24 protein-coding genes are annotated in these 24,692 nt (G+C 64.8%); 15 read left to right on the top strand and 9 right to left on the bottom strand.

Annotated features, from left to right (window positions below; all coding sequences use genetic code 11):
* Positions 1 to 133 precede the first annotated feature (133 nt).
* The 7 genes from AC25ND_RS19080 to AC25ND_RS19050 all read left to right on the top strand — a co-directional run bounded on the left by AC25ND_RS19080 (position 134) and on the right by AC25ND_RS19050 (position 5,053).
* Positions 134 to 1,513, top strand: a complete 1,380-nt coding sequence (locus AC25ND_RS19080; protein ID WP_062359683.1) for a nucleobase:cation symporter-2 family protein — start codon at positions 134 to 136, stop codon at positions 1,511 to 1,513.
* An 85-nt stretch (positions 1,514 to 1,598) separates the two neighbouring features.
* Positions 1,599 to 1,991 carry a sulfurtransferase complex subunit TusD gene (gene tusD / locus AC25ND_RS19075; protein WP_028692375.1) on the top strand — a complete coding sequence of 131 codons (393 nt, stop codon included), beginning with the start codon at positions 1,599 to 1,601 and terminating at the stop codon, positions 1,989 to 1,991.
* A 1-nt stretch (position 1,992) separates the two neighbouring features.
* Positions 1,993 to 2,352 (top strand): sulfurtransferase complex subunit TusC, encoded by a 360-nt coding sequence (tusC, locus tag AC25ND_RS19070; RefSeq protein WP_182323413.1) that lies wholly within the window; start codon positions 1,993 to 1,995, stop codon positions 2,350 to 2,352.
* Positions 2,352 to 2,648 (top strand): sulfurtransferase complex subunit TusB, encoded by a 297-nt coding sequence (gene tusB, locus AC25ND_RS19065; RefSeq protein WP_088852950.1) that lies wholly within the window; start codon positions 2,352 to 2,354, stop codon positions 2,646 to 2,648. The genes tusC and tusB overlap by 1 nt, the downstream gene beginning before the upstream one ends.
* Positions 2,645 to 2,980, top strand: a complete 336-nt coding sequence (locus AC25ND_RS19060) for a TusE/DsrC/DsvC family sulfur relay protein (protein WP_028692378.1) — start codon at positions 2,645 to 2,647, stop codon at positions 2,978 to 2,980. Before tusB ends, AC25ND_RS19060 begins: the two co-directional genes overlap by 4 nt.
* Positions 2,981 to 3,009: 29 nt before the next feature.
* Positions 3,010 to 3,993, top strand: coding sequence for a glycosyl transferase family protein (locus AC25ND_RS19055; protein WP_186596803.1), 984 nt, complete (start codon positions 3,010 to 3,012; stop codon positions 3,991 to 3,993).
* A gap of 97 nt (positions 3,994 to 4,090) precedes the next feature.
* Positions 4,091 to 5,053, top strand: coding sequence for a glutathione S-transferase family protein (locus tag AC25ND_RS19050; protein ID WP_186596732.1), 963 nt, complete (start codon positions 4,091 to 4,093; stop codon positions 5,051 to 5,053).
* Positions 5,054 to 5,166: 113 nt separating this feature from the next.
* On the opposite strand, the gene cysG is transcribed toward AC25ND_RS19050, so the two are convergent.
* The 6 genes from cysG to ftsK form a co-directional block, all read right to left on the bottom strand.
* Positions 5,167 to 6,558: a siroheme synthase CysG gene (gene cysG, locus AC25ND_RS19045; protein WP_069017328.1), complete on the bottom strand. Its 1,392-nt coding sequence runs from the start codon at positions 6,556 to 6,558 to the stop codon at positions 5,167 to 5,169.
* Positions 6,559 to 7,839 (bottom strand): serine--tRNA ligase, encoded by a 1,281-nt coding sequence (gene serS / locus AC25ND_RS19040; RefSeq protein ID WP_028692382.1) that lies wholly within the window; start codon positions 7,837 to 7,839, stop codon positions 6,559 to 6,561.
* Positions 7,840 to 7,869: 30 nt separating this feature from the next.
* Positions 7,870 to 8,244, bottom strand: coding sequence for a fluoride efflux transporter CrcB (gene crcB / locus AC25ND_RS19035; RefSeq protein WP_028692383.1), 375 nt, complete (start codon positions 8,242 to 8,244; stop codon positions 7,870 to 7,872).
* The gene (locus AC25ND_RS19030) at positions 8,241 to 9,566 is read right to left on the bottom strand and encodes a replication-associated recombination protein A (RefSeq protein WP_028692384.1); all 1,326 of its coding nucleotides are present in this window, start codon (positions 9,564 to 9,566) and stop codon (positions 8,241 to 8,243) included. The genes crcB and AC25ND_RS19030 overlap by 4 nt, the downstream gene beginning before the upstream one ends.
* Before the next feature lie 12 nt (positions 9,567 to 9,578).
* Positions 9,579 to 10,202: an outer membrane lipoprotein periplasmic chaperone LolA gene (gene lolA, locus AC25ND_RS19025; RefSeq protein WP_028692385.1), complete on the bottom strand. Its 624-nt coding sequence runs from the start codon at positions 10,200 to 10,202 to the stop codon at positions 9,579 to 9,581.
* 62 nt (positions 10,203 to 10,264) lie between these two features.
* Positions 10,265 to 12,679, bottom strand: a complete 2,415-nt coding sequence (ftsK, locus tag AC25ND_RS19020) for a DNA translocase FtsK (protein ID WP_486976520.1) — start codon at positions 12,677 to 12,679, stop codon at positions 10,265 to 10,267.
* 338 nt (positions 12,680 to 13,017) lie between these two features.
* Between ftsK and aat the strand changes: the two genes are divergently transcribed.
* The 3 genes from aat to infA all read left to right on the top strand — a co-directional run bounded on the left by aat (position 13,018) and on the right by infA (position 14,785).
* The gene (aat, locus tag AC25ND_RS19015; protein WP_028692387.1) at positions 13,018 to 13,698 is read left to right on the top strand and encodes a leucyl/phenylalanyl-tRNA--protein transferase; all 681 of its coding nucleotides are present in this window, start codon (positions 13,018 to 13,020) and stop codon (positions 13,696 to 13,698) included.
* A gap of 57 nt (positions 13,699 to 13,755) precedes the next feature.
* Positions 13,756 to 14,463, top strand: coding sequence for an arginyltransferase (locus AC25ND_RS19010; protein ID WP_069017327.1), 708 nt, complete (start codon positions 13,756 to 13,758; stop codon positions 14,461 to 14,463).
* A gap of 103 nt (positions 14,464 to 14,566) precedes the next feature.
* Entirely contained in the window at positions 14,567 to 14,785 is a 219-nt protein-coding gene (gene infA / locus AC25ND_RS19005; RefSeq protein WP_002553999.1) for a translation initiation factor IF-1, read from the top strand.
* An 83-nt stretch (positions 14,786 to 14,868) separates the two neighbouring features.
* Here infA and clpA read toward each other — a convergent pair whose 3' ends face one another.
* Positions 14,869 to 17,139 (bottom strand): ATP-dependent Clp protease ATP-binding subunit ClpA, encoded by a 2,271-nt coding sequence (gene clpA, locus AC25ND_RS19000; protein ID WP_069017326.1) that lies wholly within the window; start codon positions 17,137 to 17,139, stop codon positions 14,869 to 14,871.
* Positions 17,140 to 17,169: 30 nt separating this feature from the next.
* Positions 17,170 to 17,544: an ATP-dependent Clp protease adapter ClpS gene (clpS, locus tag AC25ND_RS18995; RefSeq protein WP_028692390.1), complete on the bottom strand. Its 375-nt coding sequence runs from the start codon at positions 17,542 to 17,544 to the stop codon at positions 17,170 to 17,172.
* A 231-nt stretch (positions 17,545 to 17,775) separates the two neighbouring features.
* Here clpS and cspD point away from each other — a divergent pair, with 231 nt between their 5' ends.
* A complete protein-coding gene (gene cspD, locus AC25ND_RS18990) occupies positions 17,776 to 18,030 on the top strand; it encodes a cold shock domain-containing protein CspD (RefSeq protein ID WP_036986657.1) in 255 nt (84 codons plus the stop codon).
* Between the two features lie 78 nt (positions 18,031 to 18,108).
* On the opposite strand, the gene icd is transcribed toward cspD, so the two are convergent.
* Entirely contained in the window at positions 18,109 to 19,365 is a 1,257-nt protein-coding gene (gene icd / locus AC25ND_RS18985; RefSeq protein WP_028692392.1) for an NADP-dependent isocitrate dehydrogenase, read from the bottom strand.
* A gap of 460 nt (positions 19,366 to 19,825) precedes the next feature.
* Here icd and AC25ND_RS18980 point away from each other — a divergent pair, with 460 nt between their 5' ends.
* The 4 genes from AC25ND_RS18980 to hflD all read left to right on the top strand — a co-directional run bounded on the left by AC25ND_RS18980 (position 19,826) and on the right by hflD (position 24,467).
* Entirely contained in the window at positions 19,826 to 22,051 is a 2,226-nt protein-coding gene (locus AC25ND_RS18980) for an NADP-dependent isocitrate dehydrogenase (protein WP_062359668.1), read from the top strand.
* A gap of 168 nt (positions 22,052 to 22,219) precedes the next feature.
* Positions 22,220 to 22,660 (top strand): NUDIX hydrolase, encoded by a 441-nt coding sequence (locus AC25ND_RS18975; protein ID WP_028692394.1) that lies wholly within the window; start codon positions 22,220 to 22,222, stop codon positions 22,658 to 22,660.
* 59 nt (positions 22,661 to 22,719) lie between these two features.
* Entirely contained in the window at positions 22,720 to 23,844 is a 1,125-nt protein-coding gene (gene mnmA, locus AC25ND_RS18970; protein ID WP_028692395.1) for a tRNA 2-thiouridine(34) synthase MnmA, read from the top strand.
* A complete protein-coding gene (hflD, locus tag AC25ND_RS18965; RefSeq protein WP_028692396.1) occupies positions 23,841 to 24,467 on the top strand; it encodes a high frequency lysogenization protein HflD in 627 nt (208 codons plus the stop codon). Before mnmA ends, hflD begins: the two co-directional genes overlap by 4 nt.
* Positions 24,468 to 24,692 lie beyond the last annotated feature (225 nt).

Raw genomic sequence — 24,692 nt, 5'->3', positions numbered from 1 at the left:
GCGAAGATTGACTTAAAAGTCAGCTTATTACCCCATTCCCCTTCGATTGTGCGGCCATCGTGCTTGCCTCTACCCCTATGGGCTTTCTGCCCGTAGAATGCGCTCCTTTTTTCTTCCGGGGCGGCATTTTCCCATGAGTTCACACGAACACGGCCCAGGCGCGGCGACGCCTGCCAATGAACTGGTCCTTGGCCTCGAGGACAAGCCTCGCCTACTGATCGGCCTGCTGGCGGCATTGCAGCACCTGCTGGCGATCATCGTGCCGATCGTCACGCCGGGCCTGCTGATCTGCCAGGCGCTGGGCGTGTCGGCGCGTGACACTAACCTGATCGTGTCGATGTCGCTGGTGATCTCGGGTATTGCCACCTTCGTCCAGTGCAAGCGCTTCGGGCCGTTCGGCGCCGGGCTGCTGATCGTCCAGGGCACCAGCTTCAACTTCGTCGGCCCGCTGATTGCCGGCGGTGCGCTGATGGTCAAGCAGGGCACGCCGGTAGAAAGCGTGATGGCGGCGATCTTCGGCGTGGTCATCGCCGGCTCGTTCGTGGAAATGGGCGTGTCGCGCATCCTGCCCTTCGTCAAGCGCCTGATCACCCCGCTGGTGACCGGCATCGTCGTGCTGATGATCGGCCTGACCCTGATCAAGGTCGGCCTGATCAGCATGGGCGGCGGCTTCGGCGCCATGGCCAATGGCACCTTCGCCGATGGCGAGAACCTGCTGCTGTCGGGCGTGGTACTGGCGATCATCGTCATCCTCAACCGTATTCCGGTGGTGTGGATGCGCAGCTGCGCCATCGTCATCGCCCTGGCCGTGGGCTATGCCCTGGCCGGCTACCTGGGCCGCCTGGACTTCACCGGCATGCACCAGGCCGCGCTGTTCCAGGTGCCGACGCCGCTGCACTTCGGCCTGGGCTTCTCCTGGTCGCTGTTCATCCCGATGCTGGTGATCTACCTGGTCACCTCGCTGGAAGCCATCGGTGACGTGACCGCCACCAGCAAGGTCTCGCGCCAGCCGGTGGAAGGCCCGGTGTGGATGCAACGGATCAAGGGCGGGGTGCTGGTCAACGGCGCCAACTCGCTGCTGGCCGGCCTGTTCAACACCTTCCCCAGCTCGATCTTCGCCCAGAACAACGGCGTGATTCAGCTGACCGGCATCGCCAGCCGCCATATCGGTATCTGGATCGCCGCCATGCTGATCCTGCTGGGCCTGTTCCCCAGCGTCGCCGGGGTAATCCAGGCAGTGCCGGAGCCGGTGCTCGGTGGCGCGGCCATGGTGATGTTCGGCGCCGTGGCGGCCTCGGGCATCAACATTCTCGCCAGCACCCGTCTCGACCGCCGCGCCCTGCTGATTATCGCCGTGTCGCTGTCGCTGGGCCTGGGCGTGGCCCAGGTGCCGGAGTTCCTCGCGCACATGCCGGCGGCGCTGCGCAACGTGCTGGAGTCGGGCGTCGCCACCGGCGGCATCTGTGCCCTGCTGCTCAACTGGTTCCTGCCCGAGGGCAAGGAGCAGGCCTGAGCCGTGCCCGCCTGAGCAAAAGCCCGCGCCCACCAGCGCGGGCTTTTTGCTTTATCATGGCCGCATTCATTTGCACGAGCCTTCCATGAAATTCGCCATCGCGGTCTTTTCCCCGGCCCATGCGCCCTCCTCGCGCCGCGCCTTGCGCTTTGCCGAGGCGGTGCTGGCCGGCGGGCATGAAATAGCCCGATTGTTCTTCTACCAGGATGGGGTGCACAGCGCCTCGGCCAATATCGTCACGCCCCAGGACGAGCTGGACGTGGCTGCGCAGTGGCGCGCCTTCGTCAGCGACCACCGCCTGGACGCCGTGGTGTGCATCGCCGCAGCCCTGCGCCGGGGCGTGCTCGATGACACCGAGGCCAATCGCTACCAGCGCCCGGCGGTGAACCTGCCGATGCCGTGGGAGCTGTCCGGCCTGGGCCAACTGCACGAAGCCGCGCAACTGGCCGACCGTCTGGTCTGCTTCGGAGGTGATTGAGATGGCCAAGTCCTTGTTGATCATTAGCCGTCAGGCGCCGTGGAACGGCCCGTCCGCCCGCGAGGCGCTGGACATCGCCCTGGCCGGCGGCGCCTTCGACCTGCCGCTGGGCATGCTGTTCATCGACGACGGCGTGTTCCAGCTCGCCACCGCGCAGCAACCCGACGCCCTGCAGCAGAAGAACCTGACCGCCAACCTCCAGGCCCTGCCGATGTTCGGGGTCGAGGAGCTGTTCGCCTGCGGCCACAGCCTGGCCCGCCGGGGGCTGGACGGTGATGCCCTGGCGCTGCCGGTCGAGGTGCTCGACGATAGTGCGCTGACCGCGCTGATTGCCCGTTTCGACCAGGTGGTGACGCTCTGATGACGACCCTGCATGTAATCGCCCACTCGCCCTTCGGCGACGAGCGCCTGGCCAGCTGCCTTCGCCTGCTGGGCCCGCAAGACGGGCTGCTGCTGTGCGGCGACGCCACCTACGCGCTCAAGGCCGGCAGCGAGCCGTTCGCCATCCTGCAGGCCGCCAACCTCGGCGGGCGGCTGTTCGCCCTTGCCGAAGACCTGCAGGCCCGTGCCCTCGACAGCCACCTGGCCAAGGCCGTGGACTACGCCGCCTTCGTCGAACTCACCCTGCACCACGACAAGGTCAACAGCTGGTTATGAGTACCCTGACTGTCGGCGATCGCCACATCGCCCTGGACAAGGACGGCTTCCTGGTCGAGCTGCAGGACTGGTCCCACGAAGTCGCCGAGGCCCTCGCCACGCGCGAAAGCATCGCCCTGACCGCGGACCACTGGGAAATCCTCGAGCTGCTGCGCCAGTTCTACCAGGAGTACCAGCTGTCGCCAGCCACCCGCCCGCTGATCAAGTACACCGCGCTCAAGCTCGGTGCGGAAAAAGGCAACAGCCCGCACCTGAACCGCCTGTTCAATGGCACCCCCGCCAAACTCGCCGCCAAGCTGGCGGGCCTGCCCAAGCCGACCAACTGCATATGACCGAGCCACAGCTGAACGACACACGCCCGCTGACCCTGGAAACCCCGGCCGAACACCCGTTCGCCGAGTTCGTGCGCATCCTCGGCAAGGGCAAACGCGGCGCCCGCGGCCTGACCCGCGAGGAAGCCCGCGCCGCCATGACCCTGCTGCTCGAAGGCAACGTCGAGGACACCCAGCTGGGCGCCTTCCTGATGCTGCTGCGGCACAAGGAAGAAAGCGCCGAGGAGTTGGCCGGCTTCACCGAGGCCCTGCGCGCCCACCTGCAGGCGCCGCGCATCGCCGTTGACCTCGACTGGCCGAGCTACGCCGGCAAGAAGCGCCACCTGCCCTGGTACCTGCTGGCGGCCAAATGCCTGGCAGGCAATGGCGTGCGCATCCTGATGCACGGTGGTGGCGCCCATACGGCCGGGCGACTGTACACCGAGCAATTGCTCGACCTGCTGGAGATCCCGCTCAGCCGTGACTGGACGGCCGTGGAGCAGACCCTGGACCGCCACCGACTGGCCTTCTTTCCCTTGCAGGACTGGGCGCCGCAGCTGCAACGCATGATCGACCTGCGCAACACCCTGGGCCTGCGCTCGCCCATCCACTCGCTGGCCAGGGTGCTCAACCCGCTTGCCGCCCGCTGCGGCCTGCAGAGCATCTTCCACCCCGGTTACCAGGCGGTGCACCGCGAAGCCAGCCGCCTGCTCGGCGATCATGCCGTGGTCATCAAGGGCGACGGTGGCGAGATCGAGGTCAACCCGGATGTCATCAGCCACCTGTACGGCACCTCGGCCGGCGAGGCCTGGGACGAAGAGTGGCCGGCGCTCAGCGCCCAGCGCCATGTGAAGCCGGCCAGCCTGCAGCCCGAGCACCTGCTGGCGGTGTGGCGCGGCGAGGCGCAGGACAGCTACGGCGAACTGGCCGTGGTCGCAACCATGGCCCTGGCCCTACGCGGGCTCGGCCAGGAGCGCGAGCAGGCGTTCAACAATGCCCGCGCCTACTGGGCCGCCCGCATAGACATCGAATAAGTCGATAGGAATAGGGCAGTCTTTGCGCTATTTCTTCGAACGCTTTGCCCTAGACTGAGCTCCAACGACAAACGATTGTGTTTCGAGGAGCTCCGAGATGGGCCTTTTGATCGATGGCCACTGGCATGACCAGTGGTACCAGAGCAGCAAGGACGGCGCCTTCCAGCGCGAGAACGCCCAGCGGCGCAACCCGCTGCCCGCCGCCGAGGCCGGCCGCTATTACCTGTACGTGTCGCTGGCCTGCCCGTGGGCGCACCGCACCCTGATCTTCCGTGCCCTCAAGGGCCTGGAGCCGTTGATCGATGTCTCGGTGGTCAGTTGGCTGATGGGCGAGCATGGCTGGACCTTCGACCAGCAGCAAGGCTCCAGCGGCGATCAACTGGATGCGCTGCAGTACCTGCACCAGCGCTACACCCAGGACGATCCGAACTACACCGGGCGCGTGACCGTACCGGTGCTGTGGGACAAACAGGAGAAGCGCATCGTCAACAACGAGTCGGCCGAGATCATCCGCATCTTCAACAGCGCCTTCGACGGGTTGACCGGTAATACCCTGGACCTCTACCCCGAGCCGCTGCGGGCGACCATCGATGCGCTCAACGAGCGTATCTACCCGGCCGTCAACAACGGCGTGTACCGCGCCGGCTTCGCCACCTCGCAAGACGCCTACGAGGCCGCCTTCGACGAAGTATTCAACGAACTGGATCATCTGGAAGGGCTGCTGGGCCACCAGCGCTACCTGGCCGGCGAGTACCTGACCGAGGCCGATGTGCGCCTGTTCACCACGCTGGTGCGTTTCGATGCGGTGTACCACGGGCACTTCAAGTGCAACCTGCGTCGCCTGAGCGACTACCCGAACCTGTCCAACTGGCTGCGCGAGCTGTACCAGTGGCCGGGGGTGGCGGGCACGGTGAACATGGAACATATCCAGAAGCACTATTACATGAGCCACAAGACCATCAACCCGAACGGGATCGTGCCCAAGGGGCCGTTGCAGGACTTTGGCTTGCCGCATGACCGGGAGCGGTTGTCGGGCAGAGGGATCTGGCAGAGAAGATGAAGACCCCACGTGGGAGCGGGCTTGCCCCGCGATGGCGCCGGATCAGGCAACAATGTTGCCGCCTCTGACGCTATCGCGGGGCAAGCCCGCTCCCACGTGGATCTACAACGTGCTCAGGCGTCCTGCGCCCCTTCAAACCACGCCAGCTTCTCGCGCAGTTGCACCACCTCCCCGACGATCACCAGGGTTGGCGCATGCACTTCATGCCGCGCCACCAGCTCCGGCAGGTCAGCCAGGGTGCCGGTGAACACCCGCTGGTTGCGCGTGGTCCCCTGCTGCACCAAAGCCGCCGGCGTGCTCGCCGCGCGCCCATGACGGATCAGCTCGGCACAGATGGTCGGCAACCCGACCAGCCCCATGTAGAACACCAGGGTCTGGGACGGCGCCACCAGGTCATCCCACGGCAGGTTGCTGGTGCCATCCTTCAGGTGACCGGTGACGAAACGCACCGACTGGGCATAATCGCGATGAGTCAGCGGAATCCCGCCATAGGCGGAACAGCCGCTGGCCGCCGTGATACCCGGCACCACCTGAAATGGAATCCCCTCGTCGGCCAGCTCCTCGATCTCCTCGCCACCACGGCCAAAGATGAACGGATCGCCACCCTTGAGCCGCAGCACGCGCTTGCCCTGGCGGGCCAAGTCGACCAGCAGGCGGTTGATCTTGTCCTGGGGCACGGCGTGGTCGGCGCGGCGCTTGCCGACATAGATGCGCTCGGCATCACGCCGGCACATCTCGATGATGGCCGGGGCCACCAGGCGGTCATACAGCACCACGTCGGCCTGCTGCATCAGGCGCAGGGCACGGAAGGTCAGCAGGTCCGGATCGCCCGGCCCCGCGCCCACCAGGTACACCTCGCCCCCCTGCTGCACCGGCGCGCCGTCGACCATCGCCTGCAACAGCCGCTCGGCCTCGGCGCCCTGCCCGGCCAGCTGGCGCTCGGCAACCGGGCCCTGGAACACGCTCTCCCAGAAGCCACGCCGCTGGTTGACGTCCGGGTACAAGGCCTTGACCTTGTGCCGGAAACGCGCCGCCAGCCCGGCCAGTTCGCCGTAGGCGGACGGGATCCAGGCTTCCAGCTTGGCGCGGATCAAGCGCGCCAGCACCGGGGCGTCGCCACCGCTGGAGACCGCCACCACCAGGGGAGAACGGTCGACGATGGCCGGGAAGATCACCGTGCACAGGGCCGGCGCATCCACCACGTTGACCGGCAGGCTGCGCGCCTGGGCCTCGGCCGAGACCTGGGCGTTAAGCGCCGAGTCGTCGGTGGCCGCGATCACCAGGCGGCAGCCCTCCAGGTCGCTCGCCTGGTAGCCACGCACCAGCACCTCGCCACCGCCCTCGCGGGCCAGCGCGGCCAACTGGCCGTCGACCTCCGGCGCCACCACCCGCAGCGCGGCGCCGGCATCGGCCAGCAGGCGCGCCTTGCGCAAGGCGATCTCGCCGCCGCCGACGACCAGCACACGGCCGCCCTGCAGCTTATGGAAAAGCGGCAGGTAGTCCATTCAGCGAATGACCTCGACGCCACCCATGTACGGCTTGAGCACCTCCGGCACACGGATCGAGCCGTCGGCCTGCTGGTAGTTCTCCAGCACCGCCACCAGGGTACGCCCGACGGCCAGGCCCGAACCGTTGAGGGTGTGCACCAGCTCCGGCTTGCCGGTTTCCGGGTTGCGCCAGCGGGCCTGCATGCGGCGCGCCTGGAAATCACCGCAGTTCGAGCACGAGCTGATCTCGCGGTACTTGTCCTGGCTCGGCACCCACACTTCCAGGTCGTAGGTCTTCACCGCGCCGAAGCCCATGTCGCCGGTGCACAGCGCCAGCACGCGGTACGGCAGCTCCAGCAGTTGCAGCACGCGCTCGGCGTTGGCGGTCAGGCCTTCAAGCGCCTCCATCGACTTGGACGGTTCGACCACCTGCACCATCTCGACCTTGTCGAACTGGTGCTGACGGATCATGCCGCGGGTGTCACGGCCCGAGGCACCGGCCTCGCTGCGGAAGCACGGGGTGTGGGCGACCAATTTCAGCGGCAGCTGCTTGGCGTCGAGGATCTCGCCGGCCACCAGGTTGGTCAGCGACACTTCGGCAGTCGGGATCAGGTAGAAGTCGGCCTCGCCTTCGCGGCTGATCTTGAACAGGTCTTCCTCGAACTTCGGCAGCTGGCCGGTGCCTTGCAGGGCCGGAGCCTGCACCAGGTACGGGGTGTAGTGTTCCTCGTAGCCGTGCTCGCCGGTGTGCAGGTTGATCATGAACTGCGCCAGGGCGCGGTGCAGACGGGCGATCGGGCCGCGCAGCACGGCGAAGCGGGCGCCGGAGAGCTTGGCCGCGGCCTCGAAGTCCAGGCCACCGCTGACTTCGCCCAGGGCGACGTGGTCCTTGATCTCGAAGTCGAAGGTGGTCGGGGTCCCCCAGCGGCGCACTTCGACGTTGTCGTCTTCGCTGGCGCCGACCGGCACGCTGGCGTCCGGCAGGTTGGGGATGGTCAGCAGGATGCCGTCCAGCTCGGCCTGGATACCGTCCAGTTCAGTCTTGCCGGCGGCCAGCTCATTGGCCATGCGCTCGACGTCAGCCATCAGCGGTGCGATGTCCTCGCCCTTGGCCTTGGCCTGGCCGATCGATTTGGAACGGGCGTTACGCTCGGCCTGCAGTTGCTCGGTGCGGGTCTGCACCGATTTGCGGCGCTCTTCCAGCGATTCGATGCGCGCGACATCCAGGCTGAAGCCACGGGTGGCCAGGCGGTCCGCCACTGCCTGAAGTTCAGTGCGTAACTGTTTGGAATCGAGCATGTCGTTCTCTCGTTATGTGTAGATGTTGGTTCAGAATCGGGTCAGGGACAGGCCGGCCCAGGTCGCGAGCAGGCCGCCCACCACGCTGATAATGGTATAGCCCAAGGCCAACGGGACCTGCCCGCTTTCCATCAGGCGCACGGTATCGAGCGAGAAGGAGGAAAAAGTGGTCAAACCGCCGAGAAAGCCGACGATCAGCCCGGCGCGCAGTTCGACCGGCGCCAGCGGCTTGTGCAGGAACAGCCCGTAGAGCAGGCCGATCAGCAGGCAGCCGACCAGGTTGACCGCCAGCGTACCGGCATAGAAGTGCCGTGGCCAGTGGGCCGCGACCCAGTTGGCGGTGGCGAAGCGCAGCAGCGTGCCGGCAATCCCGCCAGCGCTGACGGCAGCGATGAGTGCGATCACGGTTTTCTCCGCTGACGAGGGCTGTTGCGGTCCAGCTCGGCCAGGTGCTTGAGCTTCTCGCCGATCTTCAGCTCAAGCCCCCTCGGCACCGGTTGATAGTACTGGCGCGGCTCGAGCTGTTCGGGGAAATAGTCCTCGCCGGCGGCGTAGGCGTCCGGCTCGTCGTGGGCATAGCGGTACTCCTCGCCATAGCCCAGTTGCTTCATCAGCTTGGTCGGCGCGTTGCGCAGGTGCAGCGGTACTTCCAGCGAACCGTGCTCGGCGGCCTCGCGCATGGCCGCCTTGAAGCCCACGTACACCGCGTTGCTCTTCGGAGCGCAGGCGATGTAGGTGATGGCCTGGGCCACCGCCAGCTCGCCTTCGGGGCTGCCCAGGCGCTCCTGCACGTCCCACGCCGCCAAGCACAGGCTCAGGGCGCGGGGGTCGGCATTGCCGATGTCCTCGCTGGCCATGCGCACCACGCGGCGGGCGATGTACAGCGGGTCGCAGCCGCCGTCGAGCATGCGCGCGTACCAGTACAACGCACCGTCCGGATTGGAGCCGCGCACCGATTTGTGCAGCGCGGAAATCTGGTCGTAGAACGCTTCACCGCCCTTGTCGAAACGCCGACGGCTGTCGCCGAGCAGGCTCTGCAGCAGCTCGACGCCGATCTCGCCGCCGTCTTCGGCCAGGTCCGAGGCATTCTCGAGGAAATTGAGCATGCGCCGGCCATCGCCGTCGGCGGCGGCCATGAGCATCTTGAACGCCTCATCACCCACCCGCAGGTTGCGCTTGCCCAGGCCGCGCTCCTCGCTCAGGGCGCGATCGACCAGCTTGCGCAGCGCCGCCTCGTCCAGGCTCTTGAGCACGTAGACCCGCGCCCGCGACAGCAGCGCGTTGTTCAGCTCGAACGACGGGTTCTCGGTGGTGGCGCCGATGAAGATCAGCGTGCCGTCCTCCACGTAGGGCAGGAAGGCATCCTGTTGCGACTTGTTGAAGCGGTGCACCTCGTCGACGAACAGGATGGTGCGCCGGCCATACTGGCCGGCCTGCTGCTTCGCCACCTCGACCGCCTGGCGGATCTCCTTGACACCGGCCAGCACCGCCGACACCGTTTCGAAGTGGGCGTCGCAGAACTGCGCCAGCAGCCGCGCCAGGGTGGTCTTGCCCACCCCCGGCGGCCCCCAGAAGATCATCGAGTGCAACGCACCCTGCTCCAGCGCCTCGCGCAGCGGCTTGCCGCGCGCCAGCAAGTGCTCCTGGCCGACGTACTCGTCCAGGTTGGACGGACGCAGGCGGGCGGCCAAGGGCTGGGCGACGGGTTCGCTTCGAAACAGGTCCATCACAGGCTCCGCTTACTCCTTGATGACGTCAGCGCCCTTGGGGATGTCGAACTGGAACTTGCTGTCCGGCACCGCCTGGTTGGCCTTGACGCCATTGAACAGGATATTGGTGCGCTGGCCGACGCTGTCGATCAGCTGCATGTCATTGATCAGGCCCCTGCGGAACGACACGCGCAGCGAGTCGAACAGGGTGTCCTTGGTCTTGGGTTTCAAGGTGAAGTCCATCACTTCGCCCTGCTCCTTGGAGGTGATGTCGAAGCTCTGGCTGATCTTCGACACATCGCCGGACAGCAGCAGCGCCGGGGTCTGGTTCAGGCGCACGTCGAGCTTCTTGATAGTCGCCTGCTCGAGGTCCGGGTCCCACAGGGTGACGTTCTTGCCGTCAGACACCACTACCTGCTCCTGCGGCGCATCGGTGTGCCAGTAGAACAGGCCCGGGCGCTTGACGGTCATCTTGCCGTTGGTCTCCTGCAGGCTGGTGCCACCGGCATCCAGGGTCAGCTGGGAGAAATTGGCTTCGATGGTCTGCGACTTTTCCAGCAATTGCGTCAGGCGCTGGACGTCCTGTTCGCCGGCCTGGGCCGACAGGCTGGCCGTAGCCAGGGCAGAAACCAACAGCATGCGAATCGCGCGCATGGAAATCCTCATTGCACAGTGGAGGGGCCGGGCGTCATCAATGGCGCCCGGCAGGTTGTTCATCAGTCGCGCGGGCCGCCCGGGGCAATCACTTCCCGCGAGCCGTTGCTGTTCATCGGCGTGACCACGCCGGCCATCTCCATCGACTCGATCATCCGCGCGGCGCGGTTGTAACCGATCTTGAGCTTGCGCTGCACCGCCGAGATCGACGCCCGGCGGCTTTCCAGCACGAACTGCACGGCTTCGTCGTAGAGCGCGTCGGCTTCCGGGTCGTCGCCATCGCCGCCACCGCCGCCGTCGAAGCCGCTGCCGGCCTCCTCGACGCCGTTGAGGATGTCATCGTTGTAGTCCGGCGCGCCGCGCAGCTTCCAGGCCTCGACCGTGCGATGCACCTCGTCGTCGGAAACGAACGCGCCATGCACGCGAATCGGCAGGCTGGTGCCCGGCGGCATGTAGAGCATGTCACCGTGGCCGAGCAGCTGTTCGGCGCCACCCTGGTCGATGATGGTCCGCGAGTCGATCTTGCTCGATACCTGAAATGCCATGCGGGTCGGGATATTGGCCTTGATCAGGCCGGTGATCACGTCCACCGACGGGCGCTGGGTGGCCAGGATCAAGTGGATACCGGCTGCACGGGCCTTTTGGGCGATACGTGCGATCAGCTCTTCGACCTTCTTGCCGACGATCATCATCATGTCGGCGAATTCGTCGACCACCACCACGATGGTCGGCAGGGTTTTCAGCGCCGGCGGCTCGTCGTCCATGCTTTCGCGACGGTACAGCGGGTCGTGGATGATCTCGCCGGCCTCCTGGGCATCCTTGATCTTGCGGTTGAAGCCGGCCAGGTTACGCACGCCCATGGCCGCCATCAGCTTGTAGCGGCGCTCCATCTCGGCGACGCTCCAGCGCAGGGCGTTGGCGGCGTCCTTCATGTCGGTGACCACTGGGCACAACAGGTGCGGAATGCCTTCGTAGATCGACAGCTCGAGCATTTTCGGGTCGATCATGATCAGCCGCGCGTCTTCCGGGCCCGACTTGAACAGGATCGACAGGATCATCGCGTTCACGCCCACCGACTTACCAGAACCGGTAGTACCGGCCACCAGCAGGTGCGGCATCTTGGCAAGGTCGGTGATCACCGGCTTGCCGCCAATATCGTGGCCCAGGGCCAGGGTGACCGGCGACTTGTTCTCGTCGAATTGCGCCGACGACAGCACCTCGGAGAAGCGCACCATCTGGCGGTTTTCGTTGGGAATCTCGATACCCACGGTGGTCTTGCCGGGAATAACCTCGACCACGCGCACGCTGGTCACCGCCAGGGAACGCGCCAGGTCCTTGGCCAGGTTGGCGATACGGCTGACCTTGACGCCCGCGGCCGGCTGGATCTCATAGCGGGTGATCACCGGGCCCGGGTGGATCGAGTCGACCGAGACCTCCACGCCGAATTCCTTCAGCTTGATTTCCAGCAGGTGGCCGACAGCGGCCAGGGATTCGGGCGAGTACTCGACCTTCTTCTGTTCGGCCGGGTCGAGGATGGAGATCGACGGCAGCGTGCCTTCGACGGCGCTGTCGACGAACAACGGCGCCTGCTTCTCCTTCATCACCCGCTTGCTCGGCTCCGGCGCCTTGACCGACGGAGTCGGCAGGTTGATCACCGGGGCTGGTTGCTGTTCACGCTGGGCGATGTGCTTGGTCAGCGCCTCGTCGCGCTCGATGATGCGTTCGCGGGCCTTGACCTGCTCGCGCTTGTCGGCGACCACCGGGGCGACCACTTCATCGACCTGCTCGTCCACCTCGCGCAGCTGCGCCACCAGGCGCTTGCGCTCGTTGCGCGCCTCCCACCAGCGGTTGGCGGCGCCCTGCACCAGCTCGAACAGGTCGAGGGTGATCTTGCCGGTGATGTCCATCACCTTGAACCAGGAAAGGTCGGTAAACACGGTCAGGCCGAACAGGAACAGGGCGATGAACATCAGCGTGCTGCCCTGCACGTTGAGCAGGTTGCGCGCCAGATCGCCGAGGCTCTCGCCCAGGGCACCACCGGCGGAGAACGGCATGCTCGCCGGTGGGTGGAAGTGGATATGCGCCAATGCCGCGCCCGACAACACCAGGAACACCAGGCCGATCAGGCGCCAGGAGAACAGCCAGCCGCTCCACTGCCAGGGCTGGTGACGCTCGCGAAAGATCTGCCAGGTCTTGATCGCCAGCAGCAGCGGGAAGATATAGGCGAAGTAGCCGAGCACCATGAACAGGATATCGGCGAAGTAGGCCCCGGCGCGGCCGGCGGCGTTCTGCACTTGCTCGGCGTTGCTGGTGTGGCTGAAGCCCGGATCGGCGGTGTCGTAGGTGACCAGTGCCATCCACAGGTACAGGCACAGGGCGCCGACGGCGATCAGCGCACCTTCCTTCAGGCGATAGTGCAGCTGTTGCCGCCACAGGGGCACTGGCAAGGGGGCTGGAGTTGCGGTGGATTTCTTCAAAACGCGTCTATTCCTGCGCGTGCTGCGCGTCCAATAGTGATTGGCCGGTCACTGGCCAATGAACCACTACTTTTAACATTACTGCCCGCCAGCCGCCATGGCGGCACGCCGTGTGGGGCGCGAACGGGGGCTACTTTCATATAGATGCAATTTGAGCATGCATTTTCTTTTGTGACAAAGGCTTATGCTGTGTTTTTGCACAGGTATGACAGCAAAAGCGCCAGATGGTGCCTGGCGCTGCCGAAGCCGAAGGCAATTTGTCGATCTGGCAAGGCGTTGACCTCATTCTTAACCCACGCCATGCTGCCCTCTCCCCTCCCCCGCCGCTCAAGAACCCCATGCTCACCTGGCTGACCCGCGACTCGCTGACCTTCCCCCCCCTGGAAAAGGCCCTGCACGACCCCAACGGCCTGCTTGCCGCCGGCGGCGACCTGACCCCGGACCGCCTGGTCGCGGCCTATCGCCACGGCTGCTTCCCCTGGTACCAGGACGGCCAGCCGATCCTCTGGTGGTCGCCCGACCCGCGCACCGTGTTGTTCCCGGACGAGCTGCACGTCTCGCGCTCGCTGGCCAAGCTGATCCGCCAGGGCCGCTACCAGGTGAGCTTCGACAGCGATTTCGCGGCGGTGATCGCCGCCTGCGCCGCGCCGCGGAACTATGCCGACGGCACCTGGATCACCGACAACATGCGCGCCGCCTACTGCGAGCTGCACCGCCGCGGCATCGCCCATTCGGTGGAGGTGCGTCGCGACGGCGAGCTGGTCGGCGGCCTCTACGGCCTGGCCATGGGTCGGCTGTTCTTCGGCGAATCGATGTTCAGCCGCGCCGACAACGCCTCCAAGGTGGGCTTCGTGACCTTGGTCGAACACCTCAGGCAGGCCGGCTTCGTGCTGATCGACTGCCAGATGCCCACCGACCACCTGCACAGCCTGGGCGCCCGCGCCATCAGCCGAGTCGAGTTCGCCAACCACCTGGCGCGGTACCTGGATCAGCCCAGCAGCGCCAACTGGGTTGCCTAGGCGAGTTCCCGGAGCTGGCTTACACTTAGAGACAACGTCTCACCTAAGGGGTTGATCATGACAGAGCTGGCGCGGTTGAAGTTCTATGCCACTCAACCCCACTCCTGCAGCTACCTGCCGGATGAGCAGGCGACCACGCTGTTTCTCGACCCGAGCCAGCCGATGGACGTGCACGTCTATGCCGACCTGTCGGAGATGGGCTTTCGCCGCAGCGGCGATCACCTCTATCGCCCGCATTGCCAGCAATGCAACGCCTGCGTGCCGGCGCGCATCCCGGCGGCGCGCTTCATTCCCAACCGCCAGCAGCGCCGAATCCTCAAGCGCAACGCCGACCTGACCGTCACCGCCGCCCGCCCGACCTTCAAGGAAGAATACTTCGACCTGTACCGGCGCTATATCGAGCAGCGCCACGCCGACGGCGACATGTACCCGCCCAGCCGCGACCAGTTCTCCACCTTCCTGGTCCGCGACCTGCCGTTCTGCTGGTTCTACGAGTTCCGCCTGGAGGGCCGGCTGCTGGCCGTGGCGGTGTGCGACCTGCTGCCCAATGGGCTGTCAGCGGTGTACACCTTCTACGAGCCCGACGAGGAGCGCCGCAGCCTGGGGCGCTATGCCATCCTCTGGCAGATCACCGAGGCCCTGCGCCAGGACCTCGAGGCGGTGTACCTCGGTTACTGGATCAAGAACTGCAAGAAAATGAATTACAAAACCCAGTATCGCCCCATCGAACTGCTGATCAACCAGCGCTGGGTCACCCTCAACTGAAAGGCATTGGCTTGAAACACAAATTTCGGGCATAATCCACGCCACTTTTTTGCCCGGTGCAGTCGTGCGTCGGGCCATCACTGGATACCGAGGGCTTTACTGCATGTCGAAAGAAGACAGCTTCGAAATGGAAGGCACTGTCGTCGACACCCTGCCCAACACCATGTTCCGCGTGGAGTTGGAAAACGGGCACGTCGTTACCGCGCATATCTCTGGCAAAATGCGCAAGAACTACATCCGTATTCTCACTGGCGACAAGGTCCGCGTCGAACTGACGCCGTATGACCTGAGCAAGGGCCGCATCACCTACCGTGCGCGCTAAGCTCCAGCCATGAAAAAGCCCGGCCAATGTGCCGGGCTTTTTTGTGGGCTTCCATAAAACGGGGCTGCTGTGCAGCCCCAGCCTTACGCGACTTCAGCCGTGGTCTCGTAATCGAACACCAGCTCGCCATCGCGCAGGTCGATATGCACTACACCACCGTGCTCGGCCAGCTCGCCAAACAGGATCTCCTCGGCCAGCGGCCGCTTGATCTTGTCCTGGATCAGCCGCGCCATCGGCCGTGCGCCCATCTGCACGTCGTAGCCCGAGGCCGCCAGCCAGCCGCGGGCGGCGTCGGTGACCTCCAGCAGCACACGCTTGTCTTCCAGCTGCGCCTGCAGTTCGATGAGGAACTTGTCGACGATGCTCTTGATCGTCTCGTGGGACAGGCGGCCGAACTGGATGATGGTATCCAGGCGGTTGCGGAACTCCGGCGTGAAGCTCTTGCGGATGACCTCCATCGCGTCGGACGAGTGGTCCTGGTGGGTGAAGCCGATCGAGGCCCGCGCGGCGGTTTCGGCGCCGGCGTTGGTGGTCATGATCAGGATCACGTTGCGGAAGTCCGCCTTGCGCCCGTTGTTGTCGGTCAGGGTCCCGTGATCCATTACCTGCAGCAGCAGGTTGAAGACTTCCGGGTGGGCCTTCTCGATCTCGTCGAGCAGCAGCACGCAGTGCGGTTGCTTGGTGATGGCCTCGGTCAGCAGACCGCCCTGGTCGAACCCGACATAGCCGGGCGGCGCACCGATCAGGCGCGACACGGTATGCCGCTCCATGTACTCGGACATGTCGAAGCGCACCAGTTCCACGCCCAGGGCCTTGGCCAGCTGACGGGCGGCCTCGGTCTTGCCCACGCCGGTGGGGCCGGCGAACAGGAACGAGCCGACTGGCTTGTCCGGCGCCTTGAGGCCGGCACGGGACAGCTTGATGGCGGTGGCAAGCGAGTCGATCGCCGCATCCTGGCCGAACACGGTCAGTTTCAGGTCACGCTCGAGGTTGCGCAGCAGCTCCTTGTCGGAGCTGGTGACGTGCTTCGGCGGAATCCGCGCGATCTTGGCGACGATATCCTCGACCTGCGGCACGTCGATGCGCTTGACCCGACTGGCTTCCGGCTGCAGGCGCTGGTAGGCGCCGGCCTCGTCGATCACGTCGATGGCCTTGTCGGGCATATGCCGGTCGTTGATGTAGCGCGAGGCCAGTTCGGCGGCGGCGCGCAGGGCCTCGTCGCTGTACTCGATGTTGTGGTGGCTCTCGAAGCGGCCCTTGAGCCCGCGCAGGATGCCCACGGTGTCCTCCACCGACGGCTCGGTGACGTCGACTTTCTGGAAGCGCCGCGCCAGGGCGCGATCCTTCTCGAAGATGCCGCGGAACTCCTGGAAGGTGGTCGAGCCGATGCAACGGATCTCACCGGACGACAGCAGCGGCTTGAGCAGGTTGGACGCATCCATCACGCCACCGGAGGCCGCACCGGCGCCGATGATGGTGTGGATCTCGTCGATGAACAGGATCGCCTGCGGGCGCTTGCGCAGCTCGCCGAGCAGCGCCTTGAAGCGCTTCTCGAAGTCGCCGCGGTACTTGGTACCGGCCAGCAGCGCGCCGAGATCGAGGGAGTAGACCACGCTCTGCGCCAGCAGGTCGGGCACCTGCCCGTCGACGATGCGCTTGGCCAAGCCTTCGGCGATGGCGGTCTTGCCCACGCCGGCCTCGCCGACCAGCAGCGGGTTGTTCTTGCGCCGGCGGGCGAGGATCTGCGCCACGCGCTCGACCTCCTGCTCGCGCCCGACCAGCGGGTCGATGCGCCCAGCCCGGGCCAGTTCATTCAGGTTGCTGGCATAGGCGTCCAGCGGGTTGCTGGACGACGACGCTTCGCCGCCCTCCTCGTCCTGCATGTCCTGCTCGCTTTCGTTGTGCGAACCGTGGCCCGGCACCTTGCTGATGCCGTGGGCGATGTAGTTGACAACGTCGATGCGCGCCACGCTCTGCTGCTTGAGCAGGAACACTGCCTGGCTTTCCTGTTCGCTGAAGATCGCCACCAGCACATTGGCGCCGGTCACTTCGCGCTTGCCGGAGCTCTGCACGTGGAACACGGCACGCTGCAGCACACGCTGGAAGCCCAGGGTCGGTTGCGTCTCGCGGTCCTCGTCATGCACAGGGATCAGCGGGGTGGTCGAATCGATGAACTCCTGCAGGTCGTGCTTGAGTTTGTCGAGATTGGCGCCACAGGCGCGCAGAACGGTCGCGGCAGCCTCATTGTCAAGGAGTGCCAGCAGCAGGTGTTCGACGGTCATGAACTCATGACGCTTCGAACGGGCCTCCTTGAAGGCCAGATTGAGGGTGACTTCGAGCTCGCGGTTTAACATAGCTTCACCTCATACCCAAGTGGTCGGCGATTAACCGTCCTTCTCGATTTCACAGAGTAGCGGATGCTGGCTTTCCCTGGCGTATTGGTTGACCTGCATGGCCTTTGTCTCGGCGATGTCACGGGTAAACAATCCGCATACTGCCCGCCCTTCGGTATGGACGGTCAGCATGATCTTCGTTGCCAGCTCGCGGTTCAGATTGAAGAACGTCTCGAGCACTTCGACGACGAAATCCATCGGCGTGTAGTCATCGTTGAACAAAACCACCTTGTACATCGGCGGCGCCTGCAGGATCGGCTTGGCCTCCTGGACGGCAAGGCCCGCGCCATCGTCCTCATGCCCGTCCTCATGCGACTGGGGGCGATCCTGATTGAATGTTAGTCGAATCTCACTGGGTACATGCATGGAAAGAATTTCATCATGATCGACAGGTTAAGGTTGTGGGTTGACCGCGCAGGCCGCTCCCGGCGCAGGCGCCGGCTGACCTTGACTATCGGCAAAACGGTGTTACAACCAATAAGAACCCACCGTGGTCGATAAAGATCCGCGCAGTCAACCAGATTTTCTCGCAAGGTTCGTATGCGGATGAAGTGGATGATACTCCAGTGATGGAGTCCTTTGCAGAGGGACATAGGGATGGCAAGCGGTAAAGTCAAGTGGTTCAACAATGCCAAGGGCTACGGATTCATCAACGAGGATGGCAAGACCGATGATCTGTTCGCCCACTATTCAGCGATCCAGATGGACGGTTACAAGACGCTGAAAGCCGGCCAGGCCGTGAACTTCGAGATCATCCAGGGCCCCAAAGGGCTGCACGCGACCGACATCAGAAGCGCCACCAGCAACGTCCAGGCCAGCGCGACGAACCCAAACAATACCGTCGAAGTCTGATTCCCAACCTGTCTGCCGGTAAACGAAAAAGCCGGTCGCCCCTTTAATATAAAGAGGCGACCGGTTTTTTTGCCCCGCTTACATGTGCTTGATCAGCGCCTCGCCAAAGCCCGAACTACCGACCAGTGTCGCGCCGTCCATCAGGCGCTCGAAGTCATAGGTCACGGTCTTGGCCGCAATGGCGCCATTGGTGCCCTTGATGATCAGGTCGGCCGCCTCGGTCCAGCCCATGTGCCGCAGCATCATTTCCGCCGAGAGGATCACCGAGCCCGGGTTGACCTGGTCCTTGCCGGCGTACTTCGGCGCGGTGCCGTGTGTGGCCTCGAACATGGCCACGGTATCCGACAGGTTGGCGCCTGGCGCGATGCCGATACCACCCACTTCCGCCGCCAGGGCATCGGACAGGTAGTCGCCGTTGAGGTTGAGGGTGGCAATCACATCGTACTCGGCCGGACGCAGCAGGATCTGCTGGAGCATGGCGTCGGCGATGGCATCCTTGACGATCACCTCGCGGCCTGTCTTCGGATTCCTGAACTTCATCCACGGGCCGCCATCGAGCAGCTCGGCGCCGAACTCGTCGCGTGCCACCTCGTAGCCCCAGTCCTTGAAGGCCCCTTCGGTGAACTTCATGATGTTGCCCTTGTGCACCAGGGTCAGCGACTTGCGGTCGTTGTCCACCACATACTGCAGGGCCTTGCGCACCAGGCGCTTGGTGCCCTCCTTCGAGACTGGCTTGACGCCAATACCGCAGTCCTGGTCGAAGCGGATCTTGGTGACGCCCATTTCTTCCTTGAGGAACTTGATCACCTTGTTCGCCTCGGGCGAACCGGCCTTCCACTCGATGCCGGCATAGATGTCCTCGGAATTCTCGCGGAAGATCACCATGTCGACGTCACCCGGCTTTTTCACCGGGCTCGGCACGCCCTGGAACCAGACCACCGGGCGCAGGCACACATAGAGGTCCAGCTGCTGGCGCAGGGCCACGTTGAGCGAGCGGATGCCGCCGCCAACCGGGGTGGTCAGCGGCCCCTTGATCGACACCACGTAGTCGCGCACCGCGTCCAGGGTTTCCTGGGGCAGCCAGGTATCCTGGTCGTAGACCTGGGTGGCCTTCTCGCCGGCGTACACCTCCATCCAGGCGATCTTGCGCTTGCCGCCGTAGGCTTTCTGCACGGCGGCGTCGACCACCTTGATCATCACCGGCGACACGTCCACGCCAATGCCGTCACCTTCGATGTAGGGAATGATGGGGTTATCGGGAACGTTGAGCGAATGGTCTGCATTGACAGTGATCTTGGCACCATCAGACGGAACCTTGATTTTCTGGTATCCCATGCTGCACTACTCCGCTTTTCCTGGTGTGATTGGAAATCGTGCGATCCACTGAGCCTAAACCACATCTGCCGACCTGCAAGCTCGCTGCCACGACAGTCGAAAAAGGATTGGAAAATCCCCCTGGCAGCCTGCGGCAACACGCCACATTGCTCCTACGTCTTTGGTCTTATAAATGCGCTGATACCAGTTCACCTTGCTGAATAGCCCAAAGGGTTTGATATACTCCGGCGCGACCATAGGGTCATCGGGGCGAACCCTAGGAAAATGCGGCTCGCCCTTGGTCATGAATGACCGCAAAGCCTGGGTTGTTACCGCGGCCCAGCACTTGACGCTCGACTGATGCATCCACCATCACCGCTCGCAGCCTCTCGACTTTCCGCTCATGGCGTCGCCAGGGCGAAGCGCCTACCCTGCGCACCTCGAGACTCGAGTACGCTCAGCACATAGAGAGTTAACCCGCATGCCCACCCGTTCCAAGATCATCTACACCTTCACCGACGAAGCCCCCGCCCTCGCCACCTACTCGCTGCTGCCGATCGTCGAGGCCTTCACCGCTTCGGCCGATATCGCCGTCGAAACCCGTGACATCTCCCTGGCCGGCCGTATCCTCGCCGCCTTCCCGGAGCAACTGGGTGCCGAGAAGCAGGTAGGCGATCACCTGGCGGAACTGGGCCAGCTGGCCACCACCCCTGAAGCCAACATCATCAAGCTGCCGAACATCTCCGCGTCGGTTCCACAGCTGAAGGCCGCGATCAAGGAGCTGCAAGCCAAGGGCTTCAACATCCCCGACTATGCCGACGAGCCGGCCAGCGCCGAGGAAAAAGAATCCCGCGCCCGCTACGACCGCATCAAGGGCAGCGCCGTGAACCCGGTCCTGCGCGAAGGCAACTCCGACCGCCGCGCCCCGCTGTCGGTCAAGAACTACGCCCGCAAGCACCCGCACAAGATGGGCGCCTGGGCCGCCGACTCCAAGTCGCACGTTGCCCACATGACCCAGGGCGACTTCTACGGCAGCGAAAAAGCCGCGCTGATCGAGGCTGACGACAGCCTGCGCATCGAGCTGGTCGGCAAGGACGGCGCCACCACCGTCCTGAAAGAAAAAACCGCCGTCAAGGCCGCCGAAGTCATCGACTGCGCCACCCTGAGCCGCAAGGCCCTGAAAGCCTTCATCGCCGAGCAGATCGCCGATGCCAAGGCCTCTGGCGTGCTGCTGTCGGTGCACCTGAAAGCCACCATGATGAAGGTCTCCGACCCGATCATGTTCGGCGTGATCGTCGAAGAGTTCTACGGCGACGTACTGGCCAAGCACGCAGCCGCACTCAGCCAGGTGGGCTTCAACGCCAACAACGGCATCGGCGACCTGTACGCCCGCATCAAGGATCTGCCTGCCGAGAAGCAAGCCGAGATCGAAGCCGACATCCAGGCCCTGTACGCCGTTCGCCCGGCCCTGGCCATGGTCAACTCGGACAAGGGCATCACCAACCTGCACGTACCGAGCGACGTCATCGTCGACGCCTCGATGCCTGCGATGATCCGCGACTCGGGCAAGATGTGGAACACCGCCGGTGAACTGCAGGACGCCAAGGCGATCATCCCGGACCGCTGCTACGCCGGCATCTACCAGGCCACCATCGAAGACTGCAAGGCCAACGGCGCCTTCGACCCGACCACCATGGGCAGCGTGCCGAACGTCGGCCTGATGGCGCAAAAAGCCGAAGAGTACGGCTCCCACGACAAGACCTTCCAGATCAAGGCCGACGGCGTCGTGCGCGTGGTCGATGGCAAGGGCAAGGTCGTGCTGGAGCAGGACGTCGAAGCCGGTGACATCTTCCGTATGTGCCAGACCAAGGACGCGCCGATCCAGGACTGGGTCAAGCTGGCCGTCAACCGCGCCCGCCTGAGCAACACCCCGGCGGTGTTCTGGCTGGACCCGGCCCGCGCCCACGACGGCGTGATGATCGAGAAGGTGCAGCAGTACCTGAAGGATCACGACACCTCCGGCCTGGACATCCGCATCCTGGCCCCGGTCGACGCCATCAAGTTCTCCCTGGCCCGCATCCGCGAAGGCAAGGACACCATCTCGGTGACCGGCAACGTGCTGCGTGACTACCTGACCGACCTGTTCCCGATCATGGAACTGGGCACCAGCGCCAAGATGCTGTCGATCGTTCCGCTGATGAACGGCGGTGGCCTGTTCGAGACCGGCGCCGGTGGTTCGGCACCGAAGCACGTGCAGCAGCTGGTTGAAGAGAACTTCCTGCGCTGGGACTCGCTGGGTGAGTTCCTGGCCCTGGCCGCCTCTCTGGAGCACCTGGGCAACACCTACGACAACCCGCGCGCCAAGGTCCTGGCCAACACCCTGGACCAGGCTACCGGCAAGTTCCTCGACACCAACAAGTCGCCTTCGCGCAAGGTCGGCGGTATCGACAACCGTGGCAGCCACTTCTACCTGACCCTGTACTGGGCAGAAGCACTGGCCGCCCAGACCGACGACACCGCCCTGCAGGCGCGCTTCGCCCCGCTGGCCAAGACCCTGAGCGAGAACGAGGCGACCATCGTCGCCGAGCTCAACGCCGTCCAGGGCAAGCCGGCCGACATCGGTGGCTACTACGCCCCGGATGCCGAGCTGACCGCCAAGGTGATGCGCCCAAGCCAGACCCTGAACAGCGCCATCGCCGCCCTGTAAGGTTCGCTTGACGTAACAGCACAGACCCCGGCCACGCACCGGGGTTTGTGCTTTTTGAAGTTTGTGAAATCTCCCGTGGGAGCGGGCTTGCCCCGCGATTGCGCTGAACCTGTATGGGCGCAATCGCGGGGCAAGCCCGCTCCCACGCCCCGCCATGGAGCCCACTGTATGACCTGGCAACCCCACATCACCGTCGCCACCATCGTCGAACACGACGGCAAGTTCCTCTTCGTCGAGGAGTTCAAGGCCGGCCAACATGTATTCAATCAGCCCGCCGGCCACCTCGAGGCCAACGAGACCATCGCCCAGGCCGCCCTGCGCGAAACCCTCGAGGAAACCGCCTGGGAAGTCGAACTCACCGGCGTGGTCGGCATCTACCTCTATACCGCCCCGAGCAACGGCGTCACCTACCAGCGCATCTGCTTCGCCGCCCGCCCCGTGCACCATCATGCCGACCTGGCGCTGGACAGCGACATCGTCCGTGCCGTGTGGCTGACCCGCGACGAACTGCTGGCCGAGCCGTCACGCTGGCGTAGCGAGCTGGTACCGCGCTGCCTCGACGACTATCTCAAAGGCCCGCTGCACAGCCTCGACCTGCTGCGCGACTGACGCCAGCCCACGGGTTTGATAGAATCGGCGTTTTTCCCCTCTGATACACACCGGTAGCCATGACCAGCCCAGCACTCAAAGACCCCGCCAAGACCCGCGTCATCGTCGGCATGTCCGGCGGCGTGGACTCTTCCGTCTCCGCCCTTCTGCTCATCGAGCAGGGCTACCAGGTGGAAGGTCTGTTCATGAAGAACTGGGAAGAAGACGACGGCACCGAATACTGCACCGCCCGCGAAGACCTGGCCGACGCCCAGGCCGTGTGCGACCGCATCGGCATCAAGCTGCACACTGCCAACTTCGCCGCCGAATACTGGGACAACGTGTTCGAGCACTTCCTCGAGGAGTACAAGGCCGGCCGTACGCCCAACCCGGACATCCTCTGCAACCGCGAGATCAAGTTCAAGGCGTTCCTCGACTACGCCCTGTCCCTGGGCGCCGACCTGATCGCCACTGGCCACTACGTGCGCCGCCGCGACACTGGCGCGCTGACCGAGCTGCTCAAGGGCCTGGACCCGAACAAGGACCAGAGCTATTTCCTGCATGCCGTCGGCGGCAAGGAAATCGCCCGCACCCTGTTCCCGGTCGGCGAGCTGGAAAAGCCCGAGGTACGCGCCATCGCCGAAAAACACGGCCTGGCCACCGCCAAGAAGAAGGACTCCACCGGCATCTGCTTCATCGGTGAGCGCCGCTTCAGCGATTTTCTCAAGCAGTACCTGCCGGCCCAGCCCGGCGAGATCCAGACCACCGAGGGTGAAGTGATCGGCCAGCACCATGGCCTGATGTACCACACCATCGGCCAGCGCCAGGGCCTGGGCATCGGCGGCCTGAAGGACGCCGGCGACGAGCCGTGGTACGTGCTGGAAAAAGACCTCGCGCGCAATGTGCTGGTGGTCGGCCAGGGCAACGAGCACCCGTGGCTGTTCTCCCGCGCCCTGCTGGCCTCGGAAATTTTCTGGGTCAACCCGATCGACCTGTCCAGCCCGCGCCGCCTGACCGCCAAGGTGCGCTACCGCCAGGGCGACCAGCAGTGCACCCTGGAACGCACCGAGAGCGGCTACCGCGCCGTGTTCGACGAGCCGCAGCGCGCCGTCACCCCGGGCCAGTCGGTGGTGTTCTATGACGGCGAGGTGTGCCTGGGCGGCGGCGTGATCGAGATCGCCGAGCCGTGGAGCCCGCGCCGATGAACAACCTTCAGGAGCAGTTGGTCGCCCTGGGTGGTGTGTTCCAGGCCGCGGTGCTGGTCGACCGCATCGCCCGCACCGGCCAGGCCAGCGAAGCCAACATCGGTTGCATGCTCGGCAGCCTGCTGGTGCGCGACCCGAAGGATACCCTGGAGGTGTTCGGCGGCGACGACCTCAACCTGCGCGACGGCTACCGCGCGCTGGTCGGCGCCCTGGAGCGCGACCCCAGCAGCCTGCAGCGCGAGCCGCTGCGCTACGCCCTGTCGATGCTGGGCCTTGAGCGCCAGTTGAACAAGCGTGGCGACATGCTCGACACCATCGGCAACCGCCTGCCGCAGATCCAGTCCCAGGCCGAGCATTTCGGCCTGGTTCACGAAAACGTCATTGCTTCCAGTGGAGCCTTGTACCAGGACACCCTGAGCACCCTGCGCCAGCGCATCCAGGTGCACGGCGACATGCGTTTCCTGCAGCAGGCCAGCAACGCCTCGAAGATCCGCGCCCTGCTGCTGGCCGGCATCCGCGCGGCGCGCCTGTGGCGCCAGCTGGGCGGACACCGCTGGCAGCTGGTGTTCAGCCGGCGCAAGTTGCTCAATGAACTGTACGGGATGATGCGTACCAACGATTGACGCAGAACCTGTAGGAGCGGCCTTGTGTCGCGAAAGGGCCGCAGCGCGGCCCCAGGATCTCGAGCCTGACTCAAGATTGCCGGGGCTGCTGCGCAGCCCTTTCGCGACAAAAGGCCGCTCCTACAGGGGATCGCAACAGTTTTGATAGGCCCGACCTTTGGTCAGCCACCCGACTCGGGCGCGTTTTTCATGTATGATATGCGCCCTTCCAAAAGCCTGACTGTC

This window comes from Pseudomonas sp. P110(2024), assembly GCF_057480795.1.
Note: the sequence above shows the minus strand (reverse complement) of the source record. Positions and strands in the feature narration are given on the sequence as shown.

Bases quoted from the DNA above. Each gene is read 5' to 3' on its own strand.
- tusD (WP_028692375.1), top strand. From the start codon at position 1,599: ATGAAATTCGCCATCGCGGTCTTTTCCCCGGCCCATGCGCCCTCCTCG.
- tusB (WP_088852950.1), top strand. From the start codon at position 2,352: ATGACGACCCTGCATGTAATCGCCCACTCGCCCTTCGGCGACGAGCGC.
- aat (WP_028692387.1), top strand. From the start codon at position 13,018: ATGCTCACCTGGCTGACCCGCGACTCGCTGACCTTCCCCCCCCTGGAA.
- AC25ND_RS19080 (WP_062359683.1), top strand. From the start codon at position 134: ATGAGTTCACACGAACACGGCCCAGGCGCGGCGACGCCTGCCAATGAA.
- clpA (WP_069017326.1), bottom strand. From the start codon at position 17,139: ATGTTAAACCGCGAGCTCGAAGTCACCCTCAATCTGGCCTTCAAGGAG.
- AC25ND_RS19060 (WP_028692378.1), top strand. From the start codon at position 2,645: ATGAGTACCCTGACTGTCGGCGATCGCCACATCGCCCTGGACAAGGAC.
- cysG (WP_069017328.1), bottom strand. From the start codon at position 6,558: ATGGACTACCTGCCGCTTTTCCATAAGCTGCAGGGCGGCCGTGTGCTG.
- AC25ND_RS19030 (WP_028692384.1), bottom strand. From the start codon at position 9,566: ATGGACCTGTTTCGAAGCGAACCCGTCGCCCAGCCCTTGGCCGCCCGC.
- serS (WP_028692382.1), bottom strand. From the start codon at position 7,839: ATGCTCGATTCCAAACAGTTACGCACTGAACTTCAGGCAGTGGCGGAC.
- AC25ND_RS18980 (WP_062359668.1), top strand. From the start codon at position 19,826: ATGCCCACCCGTTCCAAGATCATCTACACCTTCACCGACGAAGCCCCC.
- AC25ND_RS19010 (WP_069017327.1), top strand. From the start codon at position 13,756: ATGACAGAGCTGGCGCGGTTGAAGTTCTATGCCACTCAACCCCACTCC.
- AC25ND_RS19050 (WP_186596732.1), top strand. From the start codon at position 4,091: ATGGGCCTTTTGATCGATGGCCACTGGCATGACCAGTGGTACCAGAGC.
- cspD (WP_036986657.1), top strand. From the start codon at position 17,776: ATGGCAAGCGGTAAAGTCAAGTGGTTCAACAATGCCAAGGGCTACGGA.
- hflD (WP_028692396.1), top strand. From the start codon at position 23,841: ATGAACAACCTTCAGGAGCAGTTGGTCGCCCTGGGTGGTGTGTTCCAG.
- clpS (WP_028692390.1), bottom strand. From the start codon at position 17,544: ATGCATGTACCCAGTGAGATTCGACTAACATTCAATCAGGATCGCCCC.
- mnmA (WP_028692395.1), top strand. From the start codon at position 22,720: ATGACCAGCCCAGCACTCAAAGACCCCGCCAAGACCCGCGTCATCGTC.
- icd (WP_028692392.1), bottom strand. From the start codon at position 19,365: ATGGGATACCAGAAAATCAAGGTTCCGTCTGATGGTGCCAAGATCACT.
- lolA (WP_028692385.1), bottom strand. From the start codon at position 10,202: ATGCGCGCGATTCGCATGCTGTTGGTTTCTGCCCTGGCTACGGCCAGC.
- AC25ND_RS18975 (WP_028692394.1), top strand. From the start codon at position 22,220: ATGACCTGGCAACCCCACATCACCGTCGCCACCATCGTCGAACACGAC.
- infA (WP_002553999.1), top strand. From the start codon at position 14,567: ATGTCGAAAGAAGACAGCTTCGAAATGGAAGGCACTGTCGTCGACACC.
- tusC (WP_182323413.1), top strand. From the start codon at position 1,993: ATGGCCAAGTCCTTGTTGATCATTAGCCGTCAGGCGCCGTGGAACGGC.